Origin of the sequence: Archangium violaceum, from assembly GCF_016859125.1 — a bacterium.
In the GTDB taxonomy this organism is placed as follows: Bacteria; Myxococcota; Myxococcia; order Myxococcales; family Myxococcaceae; genus Archangium; species Archangium violaceum_A.
This window is the reverse complement of sequence record NZ_CP069338.1, coordinates 624,978-644,389: the sequence shown is the minus strand read 5'-3', so window position 1 is coordinate 644,389 and position 19,412 is coordinate 624,978. Positions and strand designations below refer to the sequence as shown.

Annotated in this window: 18 protein-coding genes; 12 read left to right on the top strand and 6 right to left on the bottom strand. The window is 69.2% G+C overall.

Annotated features, from left to right (window positions below; translation table 11 throughout):
- The first annotated feature begins 95 nt into the window (after window positions 1–95).
- A complete protein-coding gene (locus JQX13_RS02725) occupies window positions 96–953 on the top strand; it encodes a serine/threonine protein kinase (protein WP_203411850.1) in 858 nt (285 codons plus the stop codon).
- A complete protein-coding gene (locus JQX13_RS02720; protein WP_203407524.1) occupies window positions 953–1,423 on the top strand; it encodes a hypothetical protein in 471 nt (156 codons plus the stop codon). The genes JQX13_RS02725 and JQX13_RS02720 overlap by 1 nt, the downstream gene beginning before the upstream one ends.
- A gap of 3 nt (window positions 1,424–1,426) precedes the next feature.
- Here the strand turns inward: JQX13_RS02720 and JQX13_RS02715 are convergent, their stop codons facing one another.
- Entirely contained in the window at window positions 1,427–2,776 is a 1,350-nt protein-coding gene (locus JQX13_RS02715; protein ID WP_203407523.1) for a hemolysin family protein, read from the bottom strand.
- Between the two features lie 76 nt (window positions 2,777–2,852).
- Here JQX13_RS02715 and JQX13_RS02710 point away from each other — a divergent pair, with 76 nt between their 5' ends.
- Window positions 2,853–3,581: a pilus assembly protein N-terminal domain-containing protein gene (locus tag JQX13_RS02710; protein ID WP_239014499.1), complete on the top strand. Its 729-nt coding sequence runs from the start codon at window positions 2,853–2,855 to the stop codon at window positions 3,579–3,581.
- 1 nt (window position 3,582) lies between these two features.
- Here JQX13_RS02710 and JQX13_RS02705 read toward each other — a convergent pair whose 3' ends face one another.
- Window positions 3,583–5,667, bottom strand: a complete 2,085-nt coding sequence (locus JQX13_RS02705; RefSeq protein WP_203407521.1) for a cation:proton antiporter — start codon at window positions 5,665–5,667, stop codon at window positions 3,583–3,585.
- A 276-nt stretch (window positions 5,668–5,943) separates the two neighbouring features.
- On the opposite strand from JQX13_RS02705, the gene JQX13_RS02700 reads away from it, so the two are divergent.
- The gene (locus tag JQX13_RS02700; protein ID WP_203407520.1) at window positions 5,944–6,492 is read left to right on the top strand and encodes a protein-tyrosine phosphatase family protein; all 549 of its coding nucleotides are present in this window, start codon (window positions 5,944–5,946) and stop codon (window positions 6,490–6,492) included.
- 48 nt (window positions 6,493–6,540) lie between these two features.
- On the opposite strand, the gene JQX13_RS02695 is transcribed toward JQX13_RS02700, so the two are convergent.
- Entirely contained in the window at window positions 6,541–7,254 is a 714-nt protein-coding gene (locus tag JQX13_RS02695; RefSeq protein WP_203407519.1) for a DUF4142 domain-containing protein, read from the bottom strand.
- A gap of 218 nt (window positions 7,255–7,472) precedes the next feature.
- Between JQX13_RS02695 and glgX the strand changes: the two genes are divergently transcribed.
- The 4 genes from glgX to JQX13_RS02675 all read left to right on the top strand — a co-directional run bounded on the left by glgX (window position 7,473) and on the right by JQX13_RS02675 (window position 13,797).
- Window positions 7,473–9,605: a glycogen debranching protein GlgX gene (glgX, locus tag JQX13_RS02690; protein WP_203407518.1), complete on the top strand. Its 2,133-nt coding sequence runs from the start codon at window positions 7,473–7,475 to the stop codon at window positions 9,603–9,605.
- 152 nt (window positions 9,606–9,757) lie between these two features.
- On the top strand, window positions 9,758–10,243 hold the full coding sequence (locus JQX13_RS02685) for a hemerythrin domain-containing protein (RefSeq protein ID WP_203407517.1): 486 nt from the start codon (window positions 9,758–9,760) through the stop codon (window positions 10,241–10,243).
- Window positions 10,244–10,585: 342 nt separating this feature from the next.
- A complete protein-coding gene (locus JQX13_RS02680; protein ID WP_203407516.1) occupies window positions 10,586–11,917 on the top strand; it encodes a sensor histidine kinase in 1,332 nt (443 codons plus the stop codon).
- 29 nt (window positions 11,918–11,946) lie between these two features.
- On the top strand, window positions 11,947–13,797 hold the full coding sequence (locus tag JQX13_RS02675; protein ID WP_203407515.1) for a two-component system sensor histidine kinase NtrB: 1,851 nt from the start codon (window positions 11,947–11,949) through the stop codon (window positions 13,795–13,797).
- Between the two features lie 3 nt (window positions 13,798–13,800).
- Here JQX13_RS02675 and aat read toward each other — a convergent pair whose 3' ends face one another.
- Both aat and JQX13_RS02665 read right to left on the bottom strand, forming a co-directional pair.
- Window positions 13,801–14,487 carry a leucyl/phenylalanyl-tRNA--protein transferase gene (gene aat / locus JQX13_RS02670; RefSeq protein WP_203407514.1) on the bottom strand — a complete coding sequence of 229 codons (687 nt, stop codon included), beginning with the start codon at window positions 14,485–14,487 and terminating at the stop codon, window positions 13,801–13,803.
- The gene (locus tag JQX13_RS02665; protein ID WP_203407513.1) at window positions 14,487–15,323 is read right to left on the bottom strand and encodes an LEA type 2 family protein; all 837 of its coding nucleotides are present in this window, start codon (window positions 15,321–15,323) and stop codon (window positions 14,487–14,489) included. The genes aat and JQX13_RS02665 overlap by 1 nt, the downstream gene beginning before the upstream one ends.
- 65 nt (window positions 15,324–15,388) lie before the next feature.
- On the opposite strand from JQX13_RS02665, the gene JQX13_RS02660 reads away from it, so the two are divergent.
- Window positions 15,389–16,045 (top strand): hypothetical protein, encoded by a 657-nt coding sequence (locus JQX13_RS02660; protein ID WP_203407512.1) that lies wholly within the window; start codon window positions 15,389–15,391, stop codon window positions 16,043–16,045.
- Between the two features lie 15 nt (window positions 16,046–16,060).
- On the opposite strand, the gene JQX13_RS02655 is transcribed toward JQX13_RS02660, so the two are convergent.
- Window positions 16,061–16,405 carry a hypothetical protein gene (locus JQX13_RS02655; RefSeq protein ID WP_203407511.1) on the bottom strand — a complete coding sequence of 115 codons (345 nt, stop codon included), beginning with the start codon at window positions 16,403–16,405 and terminating at the stop codon, window positions 16,061–16,063.
- 201 nt (window positions 16,406–16,606) lie between these two features.
- Here JQX13_RS02655 and JQX13_RS02650 point away from each other — a divergent pair, with 201 nt between their 5' ends.
- From JQX13_RS02650 to JQX13_RS02640, 3 genes are all read left to right on the top strand, one after another.
- Window positions 16,607–17,869 carry a glucan 1,4-alpha-maltotetraohydrolase domain-containing protein gene (locus tag JQX13_RS02650; RefSeq protein WP_203407510.1) on the top strand — a complete coding sequence of 421 codons (1,263 nt, stop codon included), beginning with the start codon at window positions 16,607–16,609 and terminating at the stop codon, window positions 17,867–17,869.
- A 34-nt stretch (window positions 17,870–17,903) separates the two neighbouring features.
- The gene (locus tag JQX13_RS02645) at window positions 17,904–18,545 is read left to right on the top strand and encodes a zinc ribbon domain-containing protein (protein ID WP_203407509.1); all 642 of its coding nucleotides are present in this window, start codon (window positions 17,904–17,906) and stop codon (window positions 18,543–18,545) included.
- 211 nt (window positions 18,546–18,756) lie between these two features.
- A complete protein-coding gene (locus JQX13_RS02640) occupies window positions 18,757–19,386 on the top strand; it encodes a TVP38/TMEM64 family protein (RefSeq protein ID WP_239014498.1) in 630 nt (209 codons plus the stop codon).
- Window positions 19,387–19,412: the final 26 nt, after the last annotated feature.

Here is a 19,412-nt window from a genome sequence, read left to right as displayed (position 1 = left end):
GGCTTCAGCGAAAAGCGGGGTAGGCTGGGCACGTGTCGCAGCAAGCAGGAGACCTGGGCGGGTACGAGGTCGTTGGCCGTCTCGCGGTAGGCGGGATGGCCGAGGTGTACCAGGTGCGTGCGAAGTCCTCGACGCAGCGCTCGCCGGGTGAGCCGGACGAAGTGGTGCTCAAGCGGCTGTTGCCCACGTACCGCAACGATGGCGCGTACGTGAAGGCCTTCGTCGACGAGGCGAGGCTCACCGTGCGCCTGCGCCACCCGAACATCGTGCGCACCTTCCGCCTCTTCAAGGCGGGGCCGGACTACCTGATGGTGCAGGAGCTGGTGCCGGGCCGCACGCTGGGCTTCATGCAGGAGCTGCTGGTGAAGGCGGGAGCGGCGATGCCGCCGGCGGCCGCCTGCTACATCTCCTGGTGCATCCTCAAGGCGCTGGACTACATCCACCGGGCGAAGGTGGGCGAGGGCGGTGCCACCGTCATCCACCGCGACGTCAACCCCACCAACATCCTGCTGAGCGTGACGGGGGAGGTGAAGCTCACCGACTTCGGCGTGGCGGACGTGGAGGGCGTGATGCGCGGGGACACGGGCGCGCTGCGCGGCACGCTGCCGTACATGAGCCCGGAGCAGGTGCTGGGGCAGCCGGTGGATGCGCGCAGCGATCTGTACTCGGTGGGCGTCATCCTCTGGGAGCTGCTGGCCAACCGGCGCCTGTACACCGCGGACGGCGAGGCGGAGTTGATGTACCGGGTGCGGGACGCGCGGGCGCCGCTGCTGTCCACGCTCCAGCCGGAGCTGCCGGACTACGCGGTGCAGGTGGTGCGCAAGGCCCTCTTCGCGGACAAGGCGCGGCGCTTCCAGTCGGCCTCGGAGTTCATCCGTGCGTTGGAGGCACTGTCGCGCCGCACCGGGTGGCCGCTCGGGGTGGAGGCGCTCAAGCCACTGCTGGGGGGCTGATGCACCGGCTCGTGTCGCTGCTGCTGTTGCCGTGGATGGCCGGGTGCGCCGGGGTGACGCTGCGCCCGCATGCCATGGACCACGCGGTGCGGGTGGAGGAGGTGGGCCTGGCCTTCACACCGGACGGCGCGGGGGCGCTCACCCTGCGCCTGGACGTGGAGAACCCCACCTTCTGGGACGCGGAGGTGACGGGGGTGGACTTCGAGCTGCGCCTGGACGGGCGGCGCTACGCGGTGGGCACGCGCGGGGTGAGCCAACCGCTGGCCGCGGACGCGCGACACACCCTCACGGTGTCCTTCCCGCTGCGCTCCGAGCCCGTCGGGTCCGACTTCACACCGCGCACGTGGCGGGTGGAGGTGGGGGGCGGGGTGGCGCTGACCTTCGGGGAGACGGTGCGCCTGCTGCCCTTCCGGGCCGAGCGCTACCTGCGGCTCCCGTACTTCCGGCCCATGGTGCCCGAGTCGGACTGAGGCTCAGGCCTTGAGCTCCTGGCCCGCGGCCTCCTTGGTGCCCGAGCTGTCCTTGGGAGACGTGGGCTCCTTGGTGGTCGCCTTGAGCTTCGTCATCCGCACGCGGTCGATGCGCGCGCCCTCCTTGGCGTGAACGATGAAGGCCCAGCCGTCGTAGACGAAGCGCTCGCCCACGTCCGGCAGGTGGCCGGCCAGCGATGACAGGAAGCCGCCCAGGGTGTCGAAGTCGCCTTCCGGCAGCTCGAAGCCGAACGTCTGGGTGAACTGCTCCACCTCCAGGGCCGCGTCCACCAGGTAGCTGCCATCCTGCTGCTTCTCGACCTGCTTCTCCTCCACCTCGAACTCGTCGCCGATGTCGCCGACGATCTCCCGGAGGATGTCCTCCAGCGTGACGATCCCCATGAAGCCGCCGTACTCGTCCACGACGATGGCCATGTGGATCTTCTTGCGCTGCATCTCGCGCAGCAGATCTCCAATCGGCTTGAGCCACGGCACGAAGTGGGCGGGACGGATGGTGTCCTGAAGGACGATGAGCTCGGGGTGCTGGAGCAGCGGAATCAGGTCTCGCGCGTGGAGGACGCCGAGGATGTGGTCCACGTCGTCCCGGTAGACGGGGATGCGCGAGTGGTTCTCCTCCGCGAGCAGGCGCAGCACCTCCTCGGACGGGGTGGAGATGTCCACGCACACCACCTCGGTGCGGGGCACCATCACGTCGCGGCAGCGCTTGTCGGACAGCTCGAAGATGGAGCGGATGAGCTGGGGCGCGCTCTGATCCACCTCCTCCTTGGCGGCCTGGGCGGCGAGCAGCTTCTCCAGCTCCTCGAGGGGTGGAGGCGGGGGCTCGAAGCGCAGGGTGCGGCCGAAGCCACGGGCCACGAGGTTGATGGGACCCATGAGCAGACGCATGGGCGGGTAGAAGAGGAAGACGAGCAGCGAGACGAGCCAGGACAGGCGCAGCGCCCAGCGCTCGGCACCCGCGTTGGCCAGGCCCCGCATCGTCACCTCGATGAGGGTGGCGAGCACGCCCACCAGGAGGGCCCCCGCGAGCACGGTGGCCACGTCCAGCCAGGCGGACTCGCCCCAGCGGGTGAAGTCGAGCAGCTGCGGTGGCACGAAGGAGCCGATGGCGGCGGCGAGGAAACCACTGAGGACCATGCCCACGCGCAGGGCGGTGGCGGTGGCCTCGCGCTCGGTCTTGTGGCGGAGCACGCGGCCGCCCGCGCCCGGTTGGGACTGCGCCAACTCCTGCGCGCGCAGATCGGAGGTCCCATAGAGGGCGGACTCGGCGGCGGCGATGAAGCCCCGGAGGAAGACGAGGGCCAGGCAGGCGGTCCAGAGGACCCAGGTAGGCATAGGGTTTCTCTACATACCCCGTGGTAAGAGGACTCGCACACTTTCCGAGAGGGTCTGGATGGGGATCCGTCCACCAGTGAGCCGCTTTTCCCTGTTCGTCCCGTTGGCCGCGCTCCTGCTGGGCCTGCTTCCTCCTCCTGCCGCCGCCTGGCCGGTGGACGTGTCGGTGCCACTGGAGGCCGGCAAGGAGCGCTTCCACAAGTTGAGCGCGGTGGAGTGGGTGGAGGTGGAGGACCCGTCCATCGCCACGGCGGAGGTGCTCGCGGGGAGCAACGAGCTGCTGCTCACGGGCGTGAAGCCCGGGCGCACGCTGCTGCTGCTGTACGCGGAGGGGAAGTTCGCGGTGTGGCGGCTGTCGGTGGGCGCGCCGGGCCGGCCTCCCGAGCCCGAGCCCTTCACGGAGCCGCTGGCCGCCGCGCGCAAGGCCTGCCCGGGGCTGAGGACCACCGAGGGCTCCGAGCGCACGCTGATGGCCGAGGTGAAGAACGCGCGCTGCCGCGAGGCCCTGCGCGCCTTGCTGAAGACGGACGCGTACCTCGCGCGCGAGCTGGAGCTGACCTTCGAGCTGCCCCTGCTGCAGGAGCAGCTCACCACCCTGTCGCCCGTGCTGAAGGGCCTGGGCCTCGGCGCGAGCTATCGCGGGGCGGGGCTGGTGCTGGAGGGCACCACCTCGCCGGAGGGGCACCGCCGCGCGCTGTGGGAGCTGTTCCGCCAGTCCCTGGGCCGCGTGCCGCTGGAGGACCGCGTCACCGTGGAGCGGCCGGCGAGCCCCGACGCCGGCACTCCCGCCGACGCCGGACGCTGAGTCAGGCGGGAGCGGCCTGCTCGGGCGGGGGGCTCCCGTCGAGCACGGCCCTGGCCGCGTCGATGGCCTCGTGCGTGCCGGCCAGCGCGAGGACATCTCCCGCTCGCAGCAGCTCGTTCGCGGTGGGAACGACCACCTGTTCCTCTCCGCGCCGGATGGCGAGCACCGTGGCGCCCGTCATCCCGCGCAGGTTCAGCTCCGCGAGCGTCCGTCCCACGGCCGGGCTGGAGCGCTCGAGCCGCACGGGAGTCGGCTCGCCAAGGCCGGGGAGGATGGCATGAACGGTCTTCAGCGCCCTGCCATGTGGCGCCGCCTTCCTGTCGTGGTGGGCCTGGGCGGCGAGTGCCGCGACGATGACCTGTGAGCCCGCGCGGACATGCCCCTGGAGGTTGGTGGCGCTGCGCCAGAACGCCACGCCGAGCACGATGAGCAGGACGAGCAGCGCGGCCGCGCCGAGGATGCCCGGGAGGAAGGGCTGGGTGAGGGCGACGAGGGGCGCGCCCACGATGAGGACGCTCGCCAGCTGGAGCGTCACGAGGAGCGCGCGGCGTGGCGCGGCGGCCCTGTCCAACCGGCCCTCCGCCGCCGGAAAGGCCGTCTCCGCGAGCAGCGTCCCCAGGGCCCGGGCCACCTGGACGACACCCACGCAGAACGGAGTCGCGAGGGCGGAGGCCAGCCCGATGACGAGCAGCCGCGCCACCGGGGCGTCCAGTCCGATCGAGCTCTCGACGGCCGCGGCGATCCTGTCGAGCCACACGGACGTCCCGATGATGATCGCCGCGAGCAGGGCCGCATCGAGCAGCAGGAGGCGGATCTTCCGGCGGATCTTCGCGCCGGCGGTCTGCCGGGGCGGCGCGGAGCGGAGCTCCTCCACCCAGCTCCCATAGAGGACCGCGAAGGTCTGGAGCGGCTTGGGCAGCTTGCGGTCCACCATGTTGGCGACCGGACCCGAGGCCCGGATGAGGAAGGGCGTGGTGAGGGTGGTGATCGCCGACACGGCCACGGCGATGGGGTAGAGGAACTGCCCCGTGGCGTTCAGCGACAGGCCCAGGCCCGCGATGATGAAGGAGAACTCGCCAATCTGCGCCAGGCTCATGCCCGATTGGATCGCGGTGCGCGTCCCGCTGCCCGTGAGGAACACGCCCAGGGCGACCCCCACGAGCTTGCCGAGGATGACCACCACGGTCAGCACGACCACCGCCAGCCAGTGTTGGGCGATGAGCGCCGGGTCGATGATCATTCCCACCGAGACGAAGAAGATGGCGGCGAACATGTCCCGCACCGGTTGGACGAGGTGCTCGACGTCCTTCTCCTTGCCGGACTCGGCGACGAGCGAGCCCGCCAGGAACGCGCCGAGCGCCACCGAGTAGCCGAAGGACTGCGCGAGCAGCGCGATGGCGAAGCAGATGCCGATGCTCGCCACCAGCAGCGTCTCCGGGCGCTGGAGTCGATGGACGGCGCGCACGGTGCGGGGGATGACCAGCAGCCCCACTCCGACGAGCCCCACCAGGAACAGGGCCAGCCGGCCGACGGTGAGGGTCAACTGCCCCGCCGACAGGCCCGCGCCGGTGGAGATGGCCGTGAGGGTCGCCATCAGCAGGATGGCGATGAGGTCCTCGACGATGAGCACGCCGACGACGATCTCCCGCAGCTTGCCCTGGATGCCCTGCTCGTCGAAGGCCTTGGCGATGATGGTCGTGCTGGAGATGGCGATGATGGCGCCCGTGAAGATGCTCTCGCGTGACGTCCAGCCGAAGGCCCGGCCCACGACGAAGCCCAGCCAGATCATCAGGCTGCACTGGATGATGGCGGTGAGCCCCGCGGTGGGCCCCACCTGCCACAGCTTGCGCAGGCTGAACTCCAGCCCGAGCGAGAACATGAGGAGGATGACGCCCAGCTCCGACAGCGTGTGGACGATGGCGGCGTCCGCGACGAGGGGGATGGGGACGTGAGGACCGATGATGAGCCCCGCGATGATGTACCCGAGCACGATGGGTTGATGCAGCCGTTGGAAGACGACGGACGTCACCGCCGCGACGCAGAGGACCATCGCCAGGGCCAGGAGGAAGTCGTGTGCATCGTGCATCGGCTGAATCACTCTCCCTGGGAGGGAAACGGATGGGAGGAAGGGAATCGCGGGACCACCCGCGCGGTGCGTGGGCGGTCCCCGTGCGGACGAGGTGGGCAGCGCTGGCCCGGCCTGTCAGCCGGACTTCTCGTACGCGATGGCCGCGCCCAACTCAACCAGGCAGGCGAATTGGCATCGTACCGCGGTACTCGATCCGCACGGCAGGTCGGGTGACTAGCTTCGTCGGCGGAAGCGCACGAGCCCGGGAGTCGCGGGCAGGGGAGGGGCGTACGGATGCTTCAACACGGCTGGTCATTGAATCTGGACTGGGTGACACCCGAGCTGGCCGTGGGGGGCCGCTTCCCCATCGAGGCCGCGGAGCACCTGGCCCGGAGTCTCTCCATCCGTCACGTCGTCGACGTTCGCCGCGAGGCCTGTGATGACGAGCGGGTCCTGCGCGAGCACGGCATTTCCCTGCTGCACCTGCCCACGGAGGACCTGTGCTCCATCAGCCGGCACATGCTCGAGCAGGGGGTGCGATGGGTGAACGGCCACCTGTCGCGGGGAAACAAGGTCTACATCCACTGCGAGCACGGAATCGGCCGCAGCGCGCTGCTGGCCCTCTGCGTGCTGGTGGACCTCGGCCATGCACCGCTGGACGCGCTCTCCCTGGCCAAGCGTGCGCGCCCGCGCGTGTCGCCCAGTCCCGAGCAGCTCGAGACCTTCATCGCCTGGTCCGAGGAGCGCCGCGTGATGCGGTCGCTCCCCTGGCGTACGCCCACCTTCGACGAGCTGGCCGACATCGCCTACAGCCACCTGCGGCCGTCCCCGTCCGTGGTCTGACACCGGCGCGACGCGCCTCCCGTCACGCCGGTGCCAGCGAGGGGTGCGCTACTTCCTCGGCTGCGTGCCGGTGCCGGGGGTGCCGCCCATATCGGTGGTACCCGTGCCCGTGGAGCCCGCCGGGCTGGTGCCCTGGCTGCCCGCGCCGCCGACGCCGGTCGTCATGGCCTGGCCCAGCTTGCCGAGCACGGAGTACGCCTGCTGGCGGTGCTGGGCGATGTTCTGGGACAGCTCATCCATCATCGAGGTGAGCTGGGCATTGCCGCTGAGCGCCTGCCGGCCGGCCATCAGCTTGCCGAGCGTGGCGTCATGGTCCCCCACCTGGTTGGCGATGTAGACGGAGTCGAACGCATCGCCCTTGAGCGCCTGGAGCTCCTCCATGACGGCCTTGTCGGCGGAGATCATCTTCTTCTCCATGTCGTTGAGCGGCTTGGGCGTGTCGGAGAGCTTCAGGCCCCGGCTCCGCGCCATGCTCATCAGCTTCTGGTCGGCGGCGGTGTGCTCGCGCACCATGCTCTCACCAAAGGCCTTCACGTCCGGGTTCATGGAGTTCTGCTGGGCGAGCTGGCCCAGCTTGATCTCCAGTTGGTTGGTGTAGTGCAGCCGCTCGAGGAAGGCCCTCTCGTCGGTGGGCACCACGAACCCGCGGAGCTCGGCCGTTCCCTTCTTGTTGCCCTCCGCCTTGCCTGCCTGCTGCGCGAGCGCGGAACCACCGATGACCAGCGTGCCAGCGACGAGGAACCCCTGAATCGTGCGCTTCATTGTGTGTGCTCCCTTCCGTGGAAAGCGGGGCGCACGTTGGTCGGGCCACCGAAGGGGGTTCATCGGCCTGGAGTCTCATCCGTGCGGAACCGCACGGCGGGCCTTATCTCCTGATGGATGGTGGACGTTCGTTCTGTCCCGGGTCGGACGGAACGTGCGGTCCCGTGCCATCACCTCCAGATTTGGTGGGCATTCGGTTTGAAAGGATTCCGACGCGTATGACCAGAGAAGTATGGCCGGGAAAGCCGTACCCACGGGGCGCGACGTTCGACGGCACGGGAGTGAACTTCGCGGTCTTCTCGCAGGCCGCCACCCGCGTCGAGGTGTGCCTCTTCGATCCTCAGGACCCCTCCAGGGAAGTGGACCGCTTCGAGTTGCCCGCGGTGACGGACTGCACGTGGCACGGCTACGTGCCGGGGCTGGAGCCGGGCACGCTCTACGGCCTGCGTGTCCACGGCCCCTACGAGCCGCAGAAGGGCAACCGCTGCAATCCGTACAAGCTGCTGGTGGACCCCTATGCCAAGGCGCTCCACGGGAAGGTGGACTGGGCCCAGCCCGTCTTCGGCTACACGCTCGGGCACGAGAAGCAGGACCTCATGCGCGACGAGCGCGACAGCGCCGCGGGCATGCCCAGGTGCGTGGTGGTGAGCGACTACTTCGACTGGGGCAACGAGCGCCGCCCGGACGTGCCCTGGCGCAAGACGGTCATCTACGAGGCCCACGTGAAGGGCCTCACCATGCGTCACCCGAAGGTGCCCGAGCACCAGCGCGGCACCTACGCGGGGCTCGCCCACCCGGCCGTCATCGAGCACCTGCTCAAGCTGGGCGTCACCGCGGTGGAGTTGCTGCCGGTGCACGAGTTCGCCGATGACTCCTTCCTGGGGGAGAAGGGCCTCTCCAACTACTGGGGCTACAACACCCTCTGCTACTTCGCCCCCGAGCAGCAGTACGCCAGCCGCCCCACTCCGGGTGCCGCCGTCAACGAGTTCAAGGGCATGGTGAGGGCCCTGCACGCGGCGGGCATCGAGGTCATCCTCGACGTCGTCTACAACCACTCGTGCGAGGGCAACCACCTGGGGCCCACGCTGTCGCTCAAGGGCATCGACAACGCCACCTACTACTGGCTGATGCCGGATGCGCGCTACTACCTGGACTTCACCGGCTGCGGCAACAGCCTCAACGTCTCCAATCCGCAGACGGCGCGGCTCGTCGTGGACAGCCTGCGCTACTGGGTGGAGGAGATGCACGTGGACGGGTTCCGCTTCGACCTGGCCACCGTGCTCGGCCGCGTGGGCAAGGGGGAGTTCTCCCCCAACTCCGCCTTCTTCCAGATCATCAACCAGGATCCCGTGCTCGGCCGGGTGAAGCTCATCGCCGAGCCGTGGGACGTGGGGCTCGGCGGCTACCAGGTGGGCGGCTTCCCCGCGCCCTGGCGCGAGTGGAACGGCAAGTACCGCGACGCCCTGCGCCGCTACTGGAAGGGCGACGAGAACCTCGCGGGCGAGGTGGGCTACCGGCTCGCGGGCTCCGCGGACCTCTACCAGGAGGCGCGGCGCCGGCCCCAGGCCAGCATCAACTTCGTCACCGCCCACGACGGCTTCACCCTGCACGACCTCGTCACCTACAGCCACAAGCACAACGAGGCCAACGGCGAGCACAACCGCGACGGCGCCGACGACAACCAGGCGTGGAACTGCGGCGTGGAGGGCGAGACGGACGACCCCGGCATCATCTCCCTGCGCGAGCGCCAGAAGCGCAACCTGCTGGCCTCGCTCTTCCTGTCACAGGGCGTGCCGATGATCGTCGCCGGCGACGAGATGGGGCGCACCCAGCGCGGCAACAACAACGCCTACTGCCAGGACAACGAGCTGTCCTGGGTGGACTGGAACCTCGACGAGCGCCGCGAGGCCCTGCTCGAGTTCACCTCGCGCCTCATCCAGTTCCGTCACCGCCAGCCGGTGCTGCAGCGCCGCCGCTTCTTCCAGGGCAAACACATCTGGGACTCGGAGCACAAGGACCTGACGTGGTTCCGCCCGGATGGCACGGAGATGAGCCAGGAAGACTGGACCAGGCCCTTCGTCCGCTCCCTGGCGTTCCTGCTCGGAGGGGACGCCATCCCCACGCCCGACGAGCGCGGCCAGCGCGTCATCGGCGACGCGCTGCTGGTTCTGCTCAACGCCCACCATGAGCCCGTCCAGTTCACCGTGCCTCCTCCAGCCGAGGGCTCGCGCTGGGTCATCGAGTTCTACACCGCGGATGACACGCTGGGCCCCGACGCGCCGGTGCCCGAGGGCCGCTTCGAGCTCACAGGCCGCTCGCTCGCCGTCTTCCGTCAGGTGTCACCCGAGTGAGGCCCGGTGCTCCAGCGGGCGGGCACCCACCCGCCCCTGGGGAATAGCGTCACGGCGCCGGCTCCGCGCTTGTCTCCCGTCCCCTTCATGCGGAGTGTGTGTCGCTGAGACGACAGCACCCCGAGGGGGGGGGACAGCAAGGAGCCGATACCGTGAGCGCGATCGATCTACTCAAGCAACAGCACCGGGAAGTCGATGACCTGTTCCTGCGCATCAAGTCCAGCGAGGGGGACGAGCGCATCTCCCTGCTCGGCAAGGTGGCCGAGGCCCTCACCATCCACGCGGCGCTGGAGGAGCAGTTCTTCTATCCCTTCGCCCGCGAGCAGGGCGTGGACGGCATCATCGACGAGTCGTTCAAGGACCACGCCGAGGTGAAGCACCTCATCTCGGAGATCCTCCAGGTCAAGCAGACGGATCCCCGGTTGAACGAGCTGTGTGGCCGCCTGGAACGGATGGTGACCGAGCACGTCAGCCACGAGGAGCGCACGCTGATGCCCAAGGTGGAGTCCCTCGCCAATCGCGAGGACCTCGTCTCCATGCGCGATGGCATGCTGCAGGCCATCGACAACTGGCGCAACAGCGAGCTGCTGCGCATGGCCGAGCACCAGGAATCCCCTCCTCCTCCCGCCTTGATGTAGGCGTGCAGGCGCTGTTGCCATACCAGAAGGGGGAGAGCAGCCAGGGAGAAGCCACGGGCCACCCAGGGTCCGTGGCTTTTCACGTCGAGCCCGGGGAGCATCCTGGCGGACGGCCCCTGGGTGCGCCCGCTTCCCGCGTCTTCTCGCCTCGGACTTTCAGCAGGTTCCCCTGGTTTTGCCGGACCGGCATAAACTGTTGAGGATCTTGCTGAACCCGCGGACCGACGCCCATTCCATGAATTGCTCCTTCCTCCGCGCACCGCGGAGTACCCGTCGCGGCTGTTCGCCCACGGTTTCACCACGAATCATCGAGCTGCCCATGTGTGGGCAGGAGGCCCTTTCATGAGTCCTCCCGCGGGGGAGCGCCGCCGGATTCTGGTGGTCGACGACAACCCATCCATCCACCAGGACTTCCGGAAGATCCTCGCCAGGCCCGATGACGACGTCGAGGAGCTGGACGCGATGGAGTCCATGCTCTTCGGCGAGGCACCGCCCCGGAGTGGCACCAGCCGCTTCGAGCTGGACTTCGCGTTGGGCGGGGAGGAGGGCGTGCGGCGCGTGAAGGACGCGGTGCGCGAGGGGCGTCCCTATGCGATGGCCTTCGTGGACATCCGCATGCCTCCGGGCATGGACGGCGTGGAGACGACGCTGCACATGTGGCGCGAGGAGGCGGATCTCCAGGTGGTGCTCTGCTCGGCGCACTCCGACTATTCGTGGGACGAGCTGTCGCGGAAGCTGGGCCAGAGCGAGCGGCTGCTCATCCTGCGCAAGCCCTTCGACAACATCGAGGTGCGGCAGATGGCGCACGCGCTCTGCGAGAAGTGGGAGCTGCTGCGTGCGAGCCACCAGCGCATGGAGGACCTGGAGCGCATCGTGCAGGAGCGGACGCGGGCGCTGGCGGAGGCCAATGCCCGGCTCATGCATGCGCAGAAGCTGGAGGCGCTGGGGCGCATGTCGGCGGGCCTGGCCCACGAGGTCAACAACCCGCTGAGCTTCATCCTGTCCAACCTGCGCCACGCGGTGCGGGGGCTCGAGAAGCTGCCGTGCCCGCCCGAGTCGATGGCGGCGCGGGACGATCTGCGGGAGGCCTGCCGCGACGCCATCCTCGGCGCCGAGCGCATCGAGCGCATCGTCCAGGACGTGCGCGTCTTCGCCCGGGTGGACGAGCCGCCGAGGGATCCGGTGGACGTGCGCGCGGTGGCGGAGCTCTCCATCTCCATGGCGTCGGAGGCCCTGCGCTCGGGCGTCCGGCTCGTCCGGGACTTCCAGGAGGTGCCGCGCGTGCTGGGCAGCGAGCACGGCCTGGGGCAGGTGTTCCTCAACCTGATCGTCAACGCCGCCCATGCGCTGAGGGGCCGGGAGGATCCGTTCATCCGGCTCGGCGTGATGCGTGGGGGGGATGGCCGGGTCGCGGTGGAGGTGCAGGACAACGGCTGCGGCATTCCGGCGGAGAACCTGGGGCGCCTCTTCGAGCCCTTCTTCACGACGAAGCCTGTGGGCACGGGCACGGGGCTCGGCCTGTCCATCTGCCATGGCATCGTGACGCGGCTCGGCGGCGACATCACCGTGCACAGCGCTCCGGGCAAGGGCACCACCTTCCGGGTGGTGCTGCCCGCCGCTCCGGAGTCGGCGGAGGTGGAACCGGCCCCCCTGGAGCGGACGCGTTCGGCGTGAGCGAGGGGCGCGTGAGTCAGGAGCGGTGGATGCACGGGCGCGGGTCCCCGCGTGACCGGGTGCTGGGATTGCTGGATGCATGGCTGACGGACGAGCAACGCCAGTTGCCTCCAGCCGAGCTCGGCCGGTTCCGGGTGGTGGTGGGGGCCACGGGCCTGCTGCTGGTGCTCAACCTCCTCCTCCTGCCCGCACTCGCCTCGTATCCTCCCGCGGAGCGCCTGCCCGTGGGGCTGTCGGTGCTGGTGAACGGGCTCTGCTCCGGGGGCGTGTTGTGGCTGGTGCGCCGGTTGCGCTCACCCACGCTTCCGGCCTTCCTGCTGTGCGCGTCCCTTTCCACGGTGTTCATCCTGACCACGCTCGTCATGGGCGAGCCCGGCACGGCCGTGCACGCGGCGACCATGTTGATCCCAGCCCTGACCGTGTATCTGCTGGGGCCCGTCCCGGGGCTCGTCTTCACCACGCTCTTCGTCCTCAACGCCGCGCTCTTCCATGAGCTCGGCCACTGGATTCTCGGCCGGCCGCTCCCCGCTCTCGCCAGCGAGTGGTTCGAGGTGGACCACCTCCTGGCGGGCGTCTCCCTGCTGGGCGGGTGGTTGCTGAACTGGTTGCACAGCACCACGCGCGAGGAGTCCCACGCGGCGCTGGAGCGGGCGCTGAGGACGTTGCGCGAGAGCGAGGGCAAGCTGCTCAGTCTCATCGACAGCACGGATGACGTGGTGCTGGCGCTCGACCTGGAGGGGCGCGTGGTGGCGACCAACCACGTGGCCAAGGGGCTGTTCCACGCGATCACCGGCCAGGAGTTCCAGCCGGGCGTGTCCTTCTTCGAGCTGGCGCCTCCAGCTCTGCGGACGATGTTCCAGGAGCACATGGCGCGGGCCCTGGAGGGCCAGCGTCTGAAGTTCGAGGCGGCTCTTCCCCTGGCGGATCGGCTCCGGACGTTGGAGATCACCTTCAACCCGGTGCGGGAAGGGGAGCGGGTGGTGGGGATGACCGTCTTCAGCCGGGACATCTCCGAGCGCAAGGAGGCCGAGGCGCGGCTGGAGGAGATGCACCGAAGCCTGCTGGACGTGTCGCGCCACGCGGGCATGGCGGAGATCGCCACGGGTGTGCTGCACAACGTGGGGAACACGCTCAACAGCGTGAACGTGTCGGCCAACCTCGTGAGCGAGCGGGTGCGCGGCTCGCGCGTCGCGGGCCTGGAGCGGGCCGTGGAGCTGCTGCGCGAGAACGGCCCGAAGCTCGCGGCCTTCCTCACGGAGGACCCCCGGGGCCGGCAGCTCCCGGCCTACCTCGAGGCGCTCTCGGCCCAGCTCAAACAGGAGCGGGAGGGCGTGCTGGAGGAGATGCGGCGGTTGGGCGAGAGCGTGGACCACATCAAGTCCGTGGTGAGCATGCAGCAGAAGCACGCGCGCTTCTCCGGCATCCTGGAGCGGGTGGAGGTGCCCGGGCTCATCGACGATGCGTTGCGCCTGCACGCCGTGGCCATCGAGCGTCTGGGCATCCAGCTGCGGCGCGAGTACGGCGCCCAGATTCCTCCGGTGCTGGTGGACCGGCACAAGCTGCTGCAGATCCTTGTGAACCTGGTGAGCAACGCGCGGCATGCGCTGCTGGAGAGCGGGAGACAGGACAAGCAGCTCACCCTGAGCGTGGAGCGGGTGGGGGAGAAGCTGCGCATCTCCGTGGCGGACAATGGGGTGGGGATCGCCCCGGAGAACGTGTCGAGGCTCTTCACACAGGGCTTCACGACGAAGAAGGAGGGCCACGGCTTCGGGCTGCACATCAGCGCGCTGGCGGCCGAGGAGATGGGCGGGGCCCTCATGTGCGAGAGCGGAGGCCCCGGCCAGGGTGCCACCTTCACGCTCGAACTGCCCCTGACGTGAGGCTCAGGGGTTCGTCCACCTGCCGCGGCGGGTGGGCTCCTCCAGGGCCCTGCCGAGCGCCTGGAGGAAGCGCTTCCTCGGCCAGTGCTCCGCGCCGAAGCGCGCCAGGTGCTCCGTCTCCACCTGGCAGTCGATGAAGTGGAAGCCCCACTCGCGGAAGCGCTCCACCGCCGTGACGAAGGCCACCTTCGAGGCATCCGGCGCGCGGGCGAACATGCTCTCGCCGAAGAAGGCCGCCCCCAGCGACACGCCGTAGAAGCCGCCCTTGAGCTCGCCCTCCGCCCACGCCTCCACCGAGTGCGCGAAGCCCAGCTCGTGCAGGGTGACATAGGCCTCGAGCATCTCGTCGGTAATCCAGGTGCCGTCCTGTCCGGGGCGCGGCATGCTGGCGCACGCGGTGATGACGTCCTCGAAGGCGGTGTCCCAGCGGATGTCGTAGAGGCCGGCCTTGAGCGTCTTGCGCAGCGAGCGGCCCACGTGGAGCTTGTCCGGCGTCAGCACGAAGCGCGGCTCCGGCGAGTGCCAGAGGATGGGCTGGCCCGGGCTGTACCAGGGGAAGATGCCCCTTGAGTAGGCGGCGAGCAGGCGCTCGGGGCTCAAGTCTCCCCCCACCGCCAGCAGTCCGCTGCGGTCCGCCCTCTCCGGAGGAGGGAAGAGCTCCGGGTCTTCTCCGAGCAGATAGATGGGCACTACCGCGACACGTTGAGCTTCACGTCTCCGGACAGCGAGTAGGAGACACGCACCAGCGGGCCGGTGAGCTCGCCCGCGATCTCATACGGCAGTGTCCCCTTGGCGATGAGCGCCCTCACGTCCTGCCCCCACGTCTCCTTCGTCACCGCCACCTCCAGGGGATACACCCCGGTGGCCGCCGCGTCCACGGTGTCGTACCTGCCCTGCGTGCCTTGGCTCAACTTCCGGCCCCCCACGGTGAGGGCCCAGCTGAGCCCCTCCAGCCGCAGGGGGAAGGGGTTGGGGTTCTCCACCGCCAGGCGCACCATGAGGTCCACCTTCTCCTCCGAGTAGCGCGCTCCATCCAGGCCCTCCAGCTTCACCACGGGCAGCCGGGGCACGCGCACCTGCCGGGAGGCGGCGAAGGGGAGCGTCTGGACGGCGTCACCCGAGCGCACCGTCAGCGTGCCACGCAGCGCCACGAGCAGGGTGCCCCCCCGCTCGCTCAGCGCCCGCAGGTCCTCCGGGGTGCGCACGTAGGCGGCATCCGCCTGGAAGGAGAAGGGCGTGGGCGCACCCGGGGTGAGGGTGACGCCCAACGGCGCCGTGCCCGTCTCCACCACCTGCCCATCGGAGACGAGCTCGTAGTCGGCCTTCTCCAGCACTGCGGGTCCGGGGCTGGTGAGCTGGCCGGAGTAGCTCAGTCCCATCTCGGTGAGGCCCTGCGTGGTGACGCGGGTCTCCTCGGCGCCGAGCGAGACGGGAGCCATGGGGGCCGCGGACGGCGTGGAGGCACACCCGGCGACCCATGCGGCGAGCGTCAGGAGGTGGACGATGGCACGCGGGGCGGAACGCATGGCGCGAAGGTGTGGCGGGTTCCGGCTGGCCTCAAGGGGTTTTGCTGTACACTGTTGACTACACCGTGGCCACACGCCGCCCGAACTTCAACAAGGCCGTCCGCGCGCTCATTCGCGATATCGCCGCGAAGATGCCCGAGTTCTCCCACGTGAGGGCCAGCCGCATCCTGGTCATCGCTGGCGAGGCGAGGCGGGCCTCGCGCGGCACGGTGAAGCCGCTGTGCTTCCGGGGCGGGCGCAGCACGGACCGCACCGGACGCCGCAAGCCCATCATCCGCATCAAGGGCCGGCGGATGCTCTACTGCATCACCCTGCGCCCACTCTTCTTCCGCTCCTCCACGCCCAAGGGCCGCGTCGAGACGGTGATGCACGAGCTCTTCCACATGTCGCGGCGCTTCGACGGCACGCTGCACGCGGGGCGGAGGCACTCGGTGCTGGGCAAGGACTTCACCCGCCGCCTGCGCCCGCTGGTGCGCCGCTACCTCAAGCAGTGCCCGAAGGAAGTGCTCGAGCCCTTCGCGTACTCGGGGGAGCTGAAGGTGCTGCAGTGGCTGGAGCGGCCCGGGCCCGCCTACGTCCCCGGCACGCCCCGGGTGCGCAAGGTGTACACCGAGGATCAGCTCTACTACGGCATCGCCCGCATGGTGACGCACAAGCGGCCCCGTCCCTCGAAGCCCAAGCCCCAGCGCAAGGCGGGCGTGGAGAAGGCGCGGCTGCACTGAGGCTCGCCGCGCCGCTCAGTTGAGGTACTTCGGGCGGGGCGGCGGGGGCGGCTCGGGCGGCTGGGCCTGCATCATCTCCAGCCCCTGGCGGGTGAGCAGGAAGCGCACGATGCCGGAGCCGCGCTCCGTTTCGATCTCCGCCTCGAAGGCGGGACCCGAGATGCTCCCCATCTGCACGTCCTTGCGCAGGTTGTGCACCTTGCCGGTGAGCAGATCTCCCGCCACCGGCTGCACCGACTCGCCGCGCCGGTAGAGGTCGAACGCCGCCTGGTGCAGCGTCATGGCGAGCGTGGGCGACAGCGGCTGCGAGCTGAACAGGACCGAGATGAGGACCCAATAGGGGGGGGACTGTTCGGCCATTGCTTTCATCCTAACCCCCCCGAGTCGCGCTGTCTTACCTCAATCCCTCCCCGCGCCCCTGATGCGCCCAGGGTGGAGTAGTTGGGCATCCGACATGATGCGCCACGTCACGGGTTCGAGGAGATCGTCCGCTCGCCTGACAAGCACGGAAACGGTAAAGCGCCTGTCCGCTTCATCTTCTTACCCCCGGAGAAACTCCCAATGTTCAAGAAGAAGGTGTTGGGCGCGGTTGTGTCGTTGTCGTGGGCCCTGGGCCTGGCGGCGTCGTCGGCCGCGTACGCGGGCCCGATGGATGGCAACAGCAGCGACGTGATGCTGCAGGGCTTCCACTGGCGGTCCACCGAGACGTCCCCATGGTGGGGCGTCATCCAGGGCAAGGCCGCGGACATCAAGAACAGCGGCTTCACGATGGTGTGGTTCCCGCCCTCGAGCGACGCGGCCTCCAACGAGGGCTACCTGCCGCGGCAGCTCTACGTGCAGAGCAGCAAGTACGGCACCGAGGCGCAACTCAAGTCGGCCATCGGCGCGCTGCACACCTACGGTGTGAAGGCCATCGCGGACATCGTCGTCAATCACCGCGTGGGCACCACCAACTGGGCGGACTTCTCCAACCCCACCTGGGGCTCGTGGGCCGTGACGCGGGGCGATGAGTGGACCGGTGCCACCGGCAACTACGACACCGGTGATGGCTACAGCGCCGCGCGTGACCTGGACCACACCAACGCCACCGTCCAGACGGACCTCAAGAGCTGGATGAACTGGCTCAAGTCCAGCATTGGCTACGACGGCTGGCGCTACGACTACGTGAAGGGCTTCAACGGCTCGTACGTGGGCAACTACAACACCGGCACGGTGCCCTACTTCTCCGTGGGCGAGCTGTGGACGGACCTGAACCTGGGCAACCCCGACGCCCACCGGCAGCAGCTCATGAACTGGATCGACGCCACGGGCGGCAAGTCGACGGCGTTCGACTTCACCACCAAGGGGATCCTCCAGCAGGCCGTGCAGTACAACGAGTTCTGGCGGCTGAAGGACAGCGCGGGCAAGCCCTCGGGCGCCATCGGCTGGTGGCCAGCGAAGTCGGTGACCTTCATCGACAACCACGACACGGGCCCGAGCTCCCCGAGTGGCGGCCAGAACCACTGGGCCTTCCCGAGCGACAAGGTGATGCAGGGCTACGCCTACATCCTGACGCACCCGGGCATCCCCTGCGTCTACTGGGTGCACTTCTATGATTGGGGCCACGCGGCCGCCATCAAGAGCCTCATCGCGGCGCGCAAGGAGAAGGGAGTCACCTCCACGTCGGCGGTGAGCATCCAGGCCGCGGACACGAGCAAGTACGCCGCCATCATCACGGGCAACAGCGGCAGCCTGGCGATAAAGATCGGCTACGGCTCGTGGTCCCCGGGCACCGGCTGGACCCTGGTCAACTCCGGCACCAACTGGGCCGTCTGGAAGAAGTAGGCCCGAGGGGGGTCGTGGTAGGGTCGCGGGTGCGATGATCCAGTTCACCCGCAACTACACCGACCGCTCCAACAACTACGGCTTTCAGTTCGAGTTCCATTGCGACAAGTGCCGCAACGGGCACATGTCGCCCTTCATCGCCAACAAGGTAGGAATGGCGACGGGCATCCTACGCGCGGCGGGCTCCTTCTTCGGGGGCTCGCTGTCGCGAGCGGCCTACGCGGGCGATCACCTGAAGGACGCGCTGCGCGGGAGTGCCTGGGACGACGCCTACGCCGAGGCGGTGGGGGAGGGAAAGAAGCACTTCAAGCACTGCACCCGCTGTGGCCAGTGGGTGTGCCCGGAGGCGTGCTGGAACGAGGCGCGTGGCCTGTGCGAGGAGTGCGCCCCGAACCTGAACGAGGAGGCCGCGCACATCCAGGCGAAGGTGTCGGTGGAGCAGGCCTGGGACAAGGCGCGCAAGGTGGACCAGGTGGAGTCGCTGGACATGAAGGCCCATCGCTCGGTGGCGGCCTCGTCCTGCCCCCACTGCAACGCCCGTATCGAGGGCGGGAAGTTCTGTTCCGAGTGCGGCAAGCCACTGGCGGCGGCGAAGGTGCACTGCACGCAGTGCGGCACGGAGTTGAAGCCCAACGCCCGGTTCTGCTCCGACTGCGGCACGCCCCGAGGTGGCTGAGCCGTTCCTCCCTCCCTCTCCCTCTGGGAGAGGGTCGGGGTGAGGGTCTGGAGGGGGTTCTCGACCCTGCCTGCCGACAGCGTGAGCAGGACTACCCGAGGGACATGTCCCCATGCCCTCACAGGTATTGACGCCCGGTACGGAAGGGCGAACCCTTACGTCAGTGACGTCGAACCACCAGTCAGGGCCGCTGCCCGTGGGGTGGAGGCGAGTGCTCCTCCTCCTGCTCCTCCTCGGGGCCCTGGTCCTGCTCGCCTCCTCCAGCGCGTTCCAGGCCCTCCTGTCGCGGTTCCTCTCGGCGACCGGGCCCCTCGTCGCGGAGCATCCCTTCTGGGGCGCGGTGCTCTTCGTCCTCTTGTCCGCGCTCTCGGCCATGCTGGCCTTCTTCTCCAGCGCGGTGCTCGTGCCCGTGGCCATCCACACCTGGGGCGAGCTTGTTTGCGTGCTCCTGCTATGGCTCGGGTGGATCCTGGGCGGCGCCTGCGCTTATGGCCTCGCCCGGTTCTGGGGCCGTCCGGTCGTCCGCCGGCTCGTGTCCAGTGACCTGCTCGCCCGCTACGAGGAGCGCATCTCCCGGCATAGCACCTGGGGTCTGGTGCTCCTCTTCCAGCTGGCGGTGCCCTCCGAGCTTCCTGGCTACGTGCTCGGACTGGCTCGCTATGGGCTCCGCAGGTACCTCGCCATCCTGGCCCTCGCGGAGCTGCCGTACGCCGTGGGCACGATCTATCTCGGCTCCAGTCTCCTCGCTCGGCGGACCCTCGTGCTCCTGGGGCTGGGTGCTCTCGGCATCCTCTTCAGCGCGTGGGCCCTTCACACGTTGCGCAGGCGCCTCGGCCCGTAGCTGGCGCGACCTGGCCTCATCCGCGC

Coding starts and splice junctions, on each gene's coding strand:
- JQX13_RS02680 (WP_203407516.1), top strand. CDS start 10,586: ATGAGTCCTCCCGCGGGGGAGCGCCGCCGGATTCTGGTGGTCGACGAC.
- glgX (WP_203407518.1), top strand. CDS start 7,473: ATGACCAGAGAAGTATGGCCGGGAAAGCCGTACCCACGGGGCGCGACG.
- JQX13_RS02720 (WP_203407524.1), top strand. CDS start 953: ATGCACCGGCTCGTGTCGCTGCTGCTGTTGCCGTGGATGGCCGGGTGC.
- JQX13_RS02705 (WP_203407521.1), bottom strand. CDS start 5,667: ATGCACGATGCACACGACTTCCTCCTGGCCCTGGCGATGGTCCTCTGC.
- JQX13_RS02645 (WP_203407509.1), top strand. CDS start 17,904: ATGATCCAGTTCACCCGCAACTACACCGACCGCTCCAACAACTACGGC.
- JQX13_RS02695 (WP_203407519.1), bottom strand. CDS start 7,254: ATGAAGCGCACGATTCAGGGGTTCCTCGTCGCTGGCACGCTGGTCATC.
- JQX13_RS02655 (WP_203407511.1), bottom strand. CDS start 16,405: ATGGCCGAACAGTCCCCCCCCTATTGGGTCCTCATCTCGGTCCTGTTC.
- JQX13_RS02715 (WP_203407523.1), bottom strand. CDS start 2,776: ATGCCTACCTGGGTCCTCTGGACCGCCTGCCTGGCCCTCGTCTTCCTC.
- JQX13_RS02700 (WP_203407520.1), top strand. CDS start 5,944: ATGCTTCAACACGGCTGGTCATTGAATCTGGACTGGGTGACACCCGAG.
- JQX13_RS02725 (WP_203411850.1), top strand. CDS start 96: ATGGCCGAGGTGTACCAGGTGCGTGCGAAGTCCTCGACGCAGCGCTCG.
- JQX13_RS02650 (WP_203407510.1), top strand. CDS start 16,607: ATGTTCAAGAAGAAGGTGTTGGGCGCGGTTGTGTCGTTGTCGTGGGCC.
- JQX13_RS02675 (WP_203407515.1), top strand. CDS start 11,947: ATGCACGGGCGCGGGTCCCCGCGTGACCGGGTGCTGGGATTGCTGGAT.
- JQX13_RS02665 (WP_203407513.1), bottom strand. CDS start 15,323: ATGCGTTCCGCCCCGCGTGCCATCGTCCACCTCCTGACGCTCGCCGCA.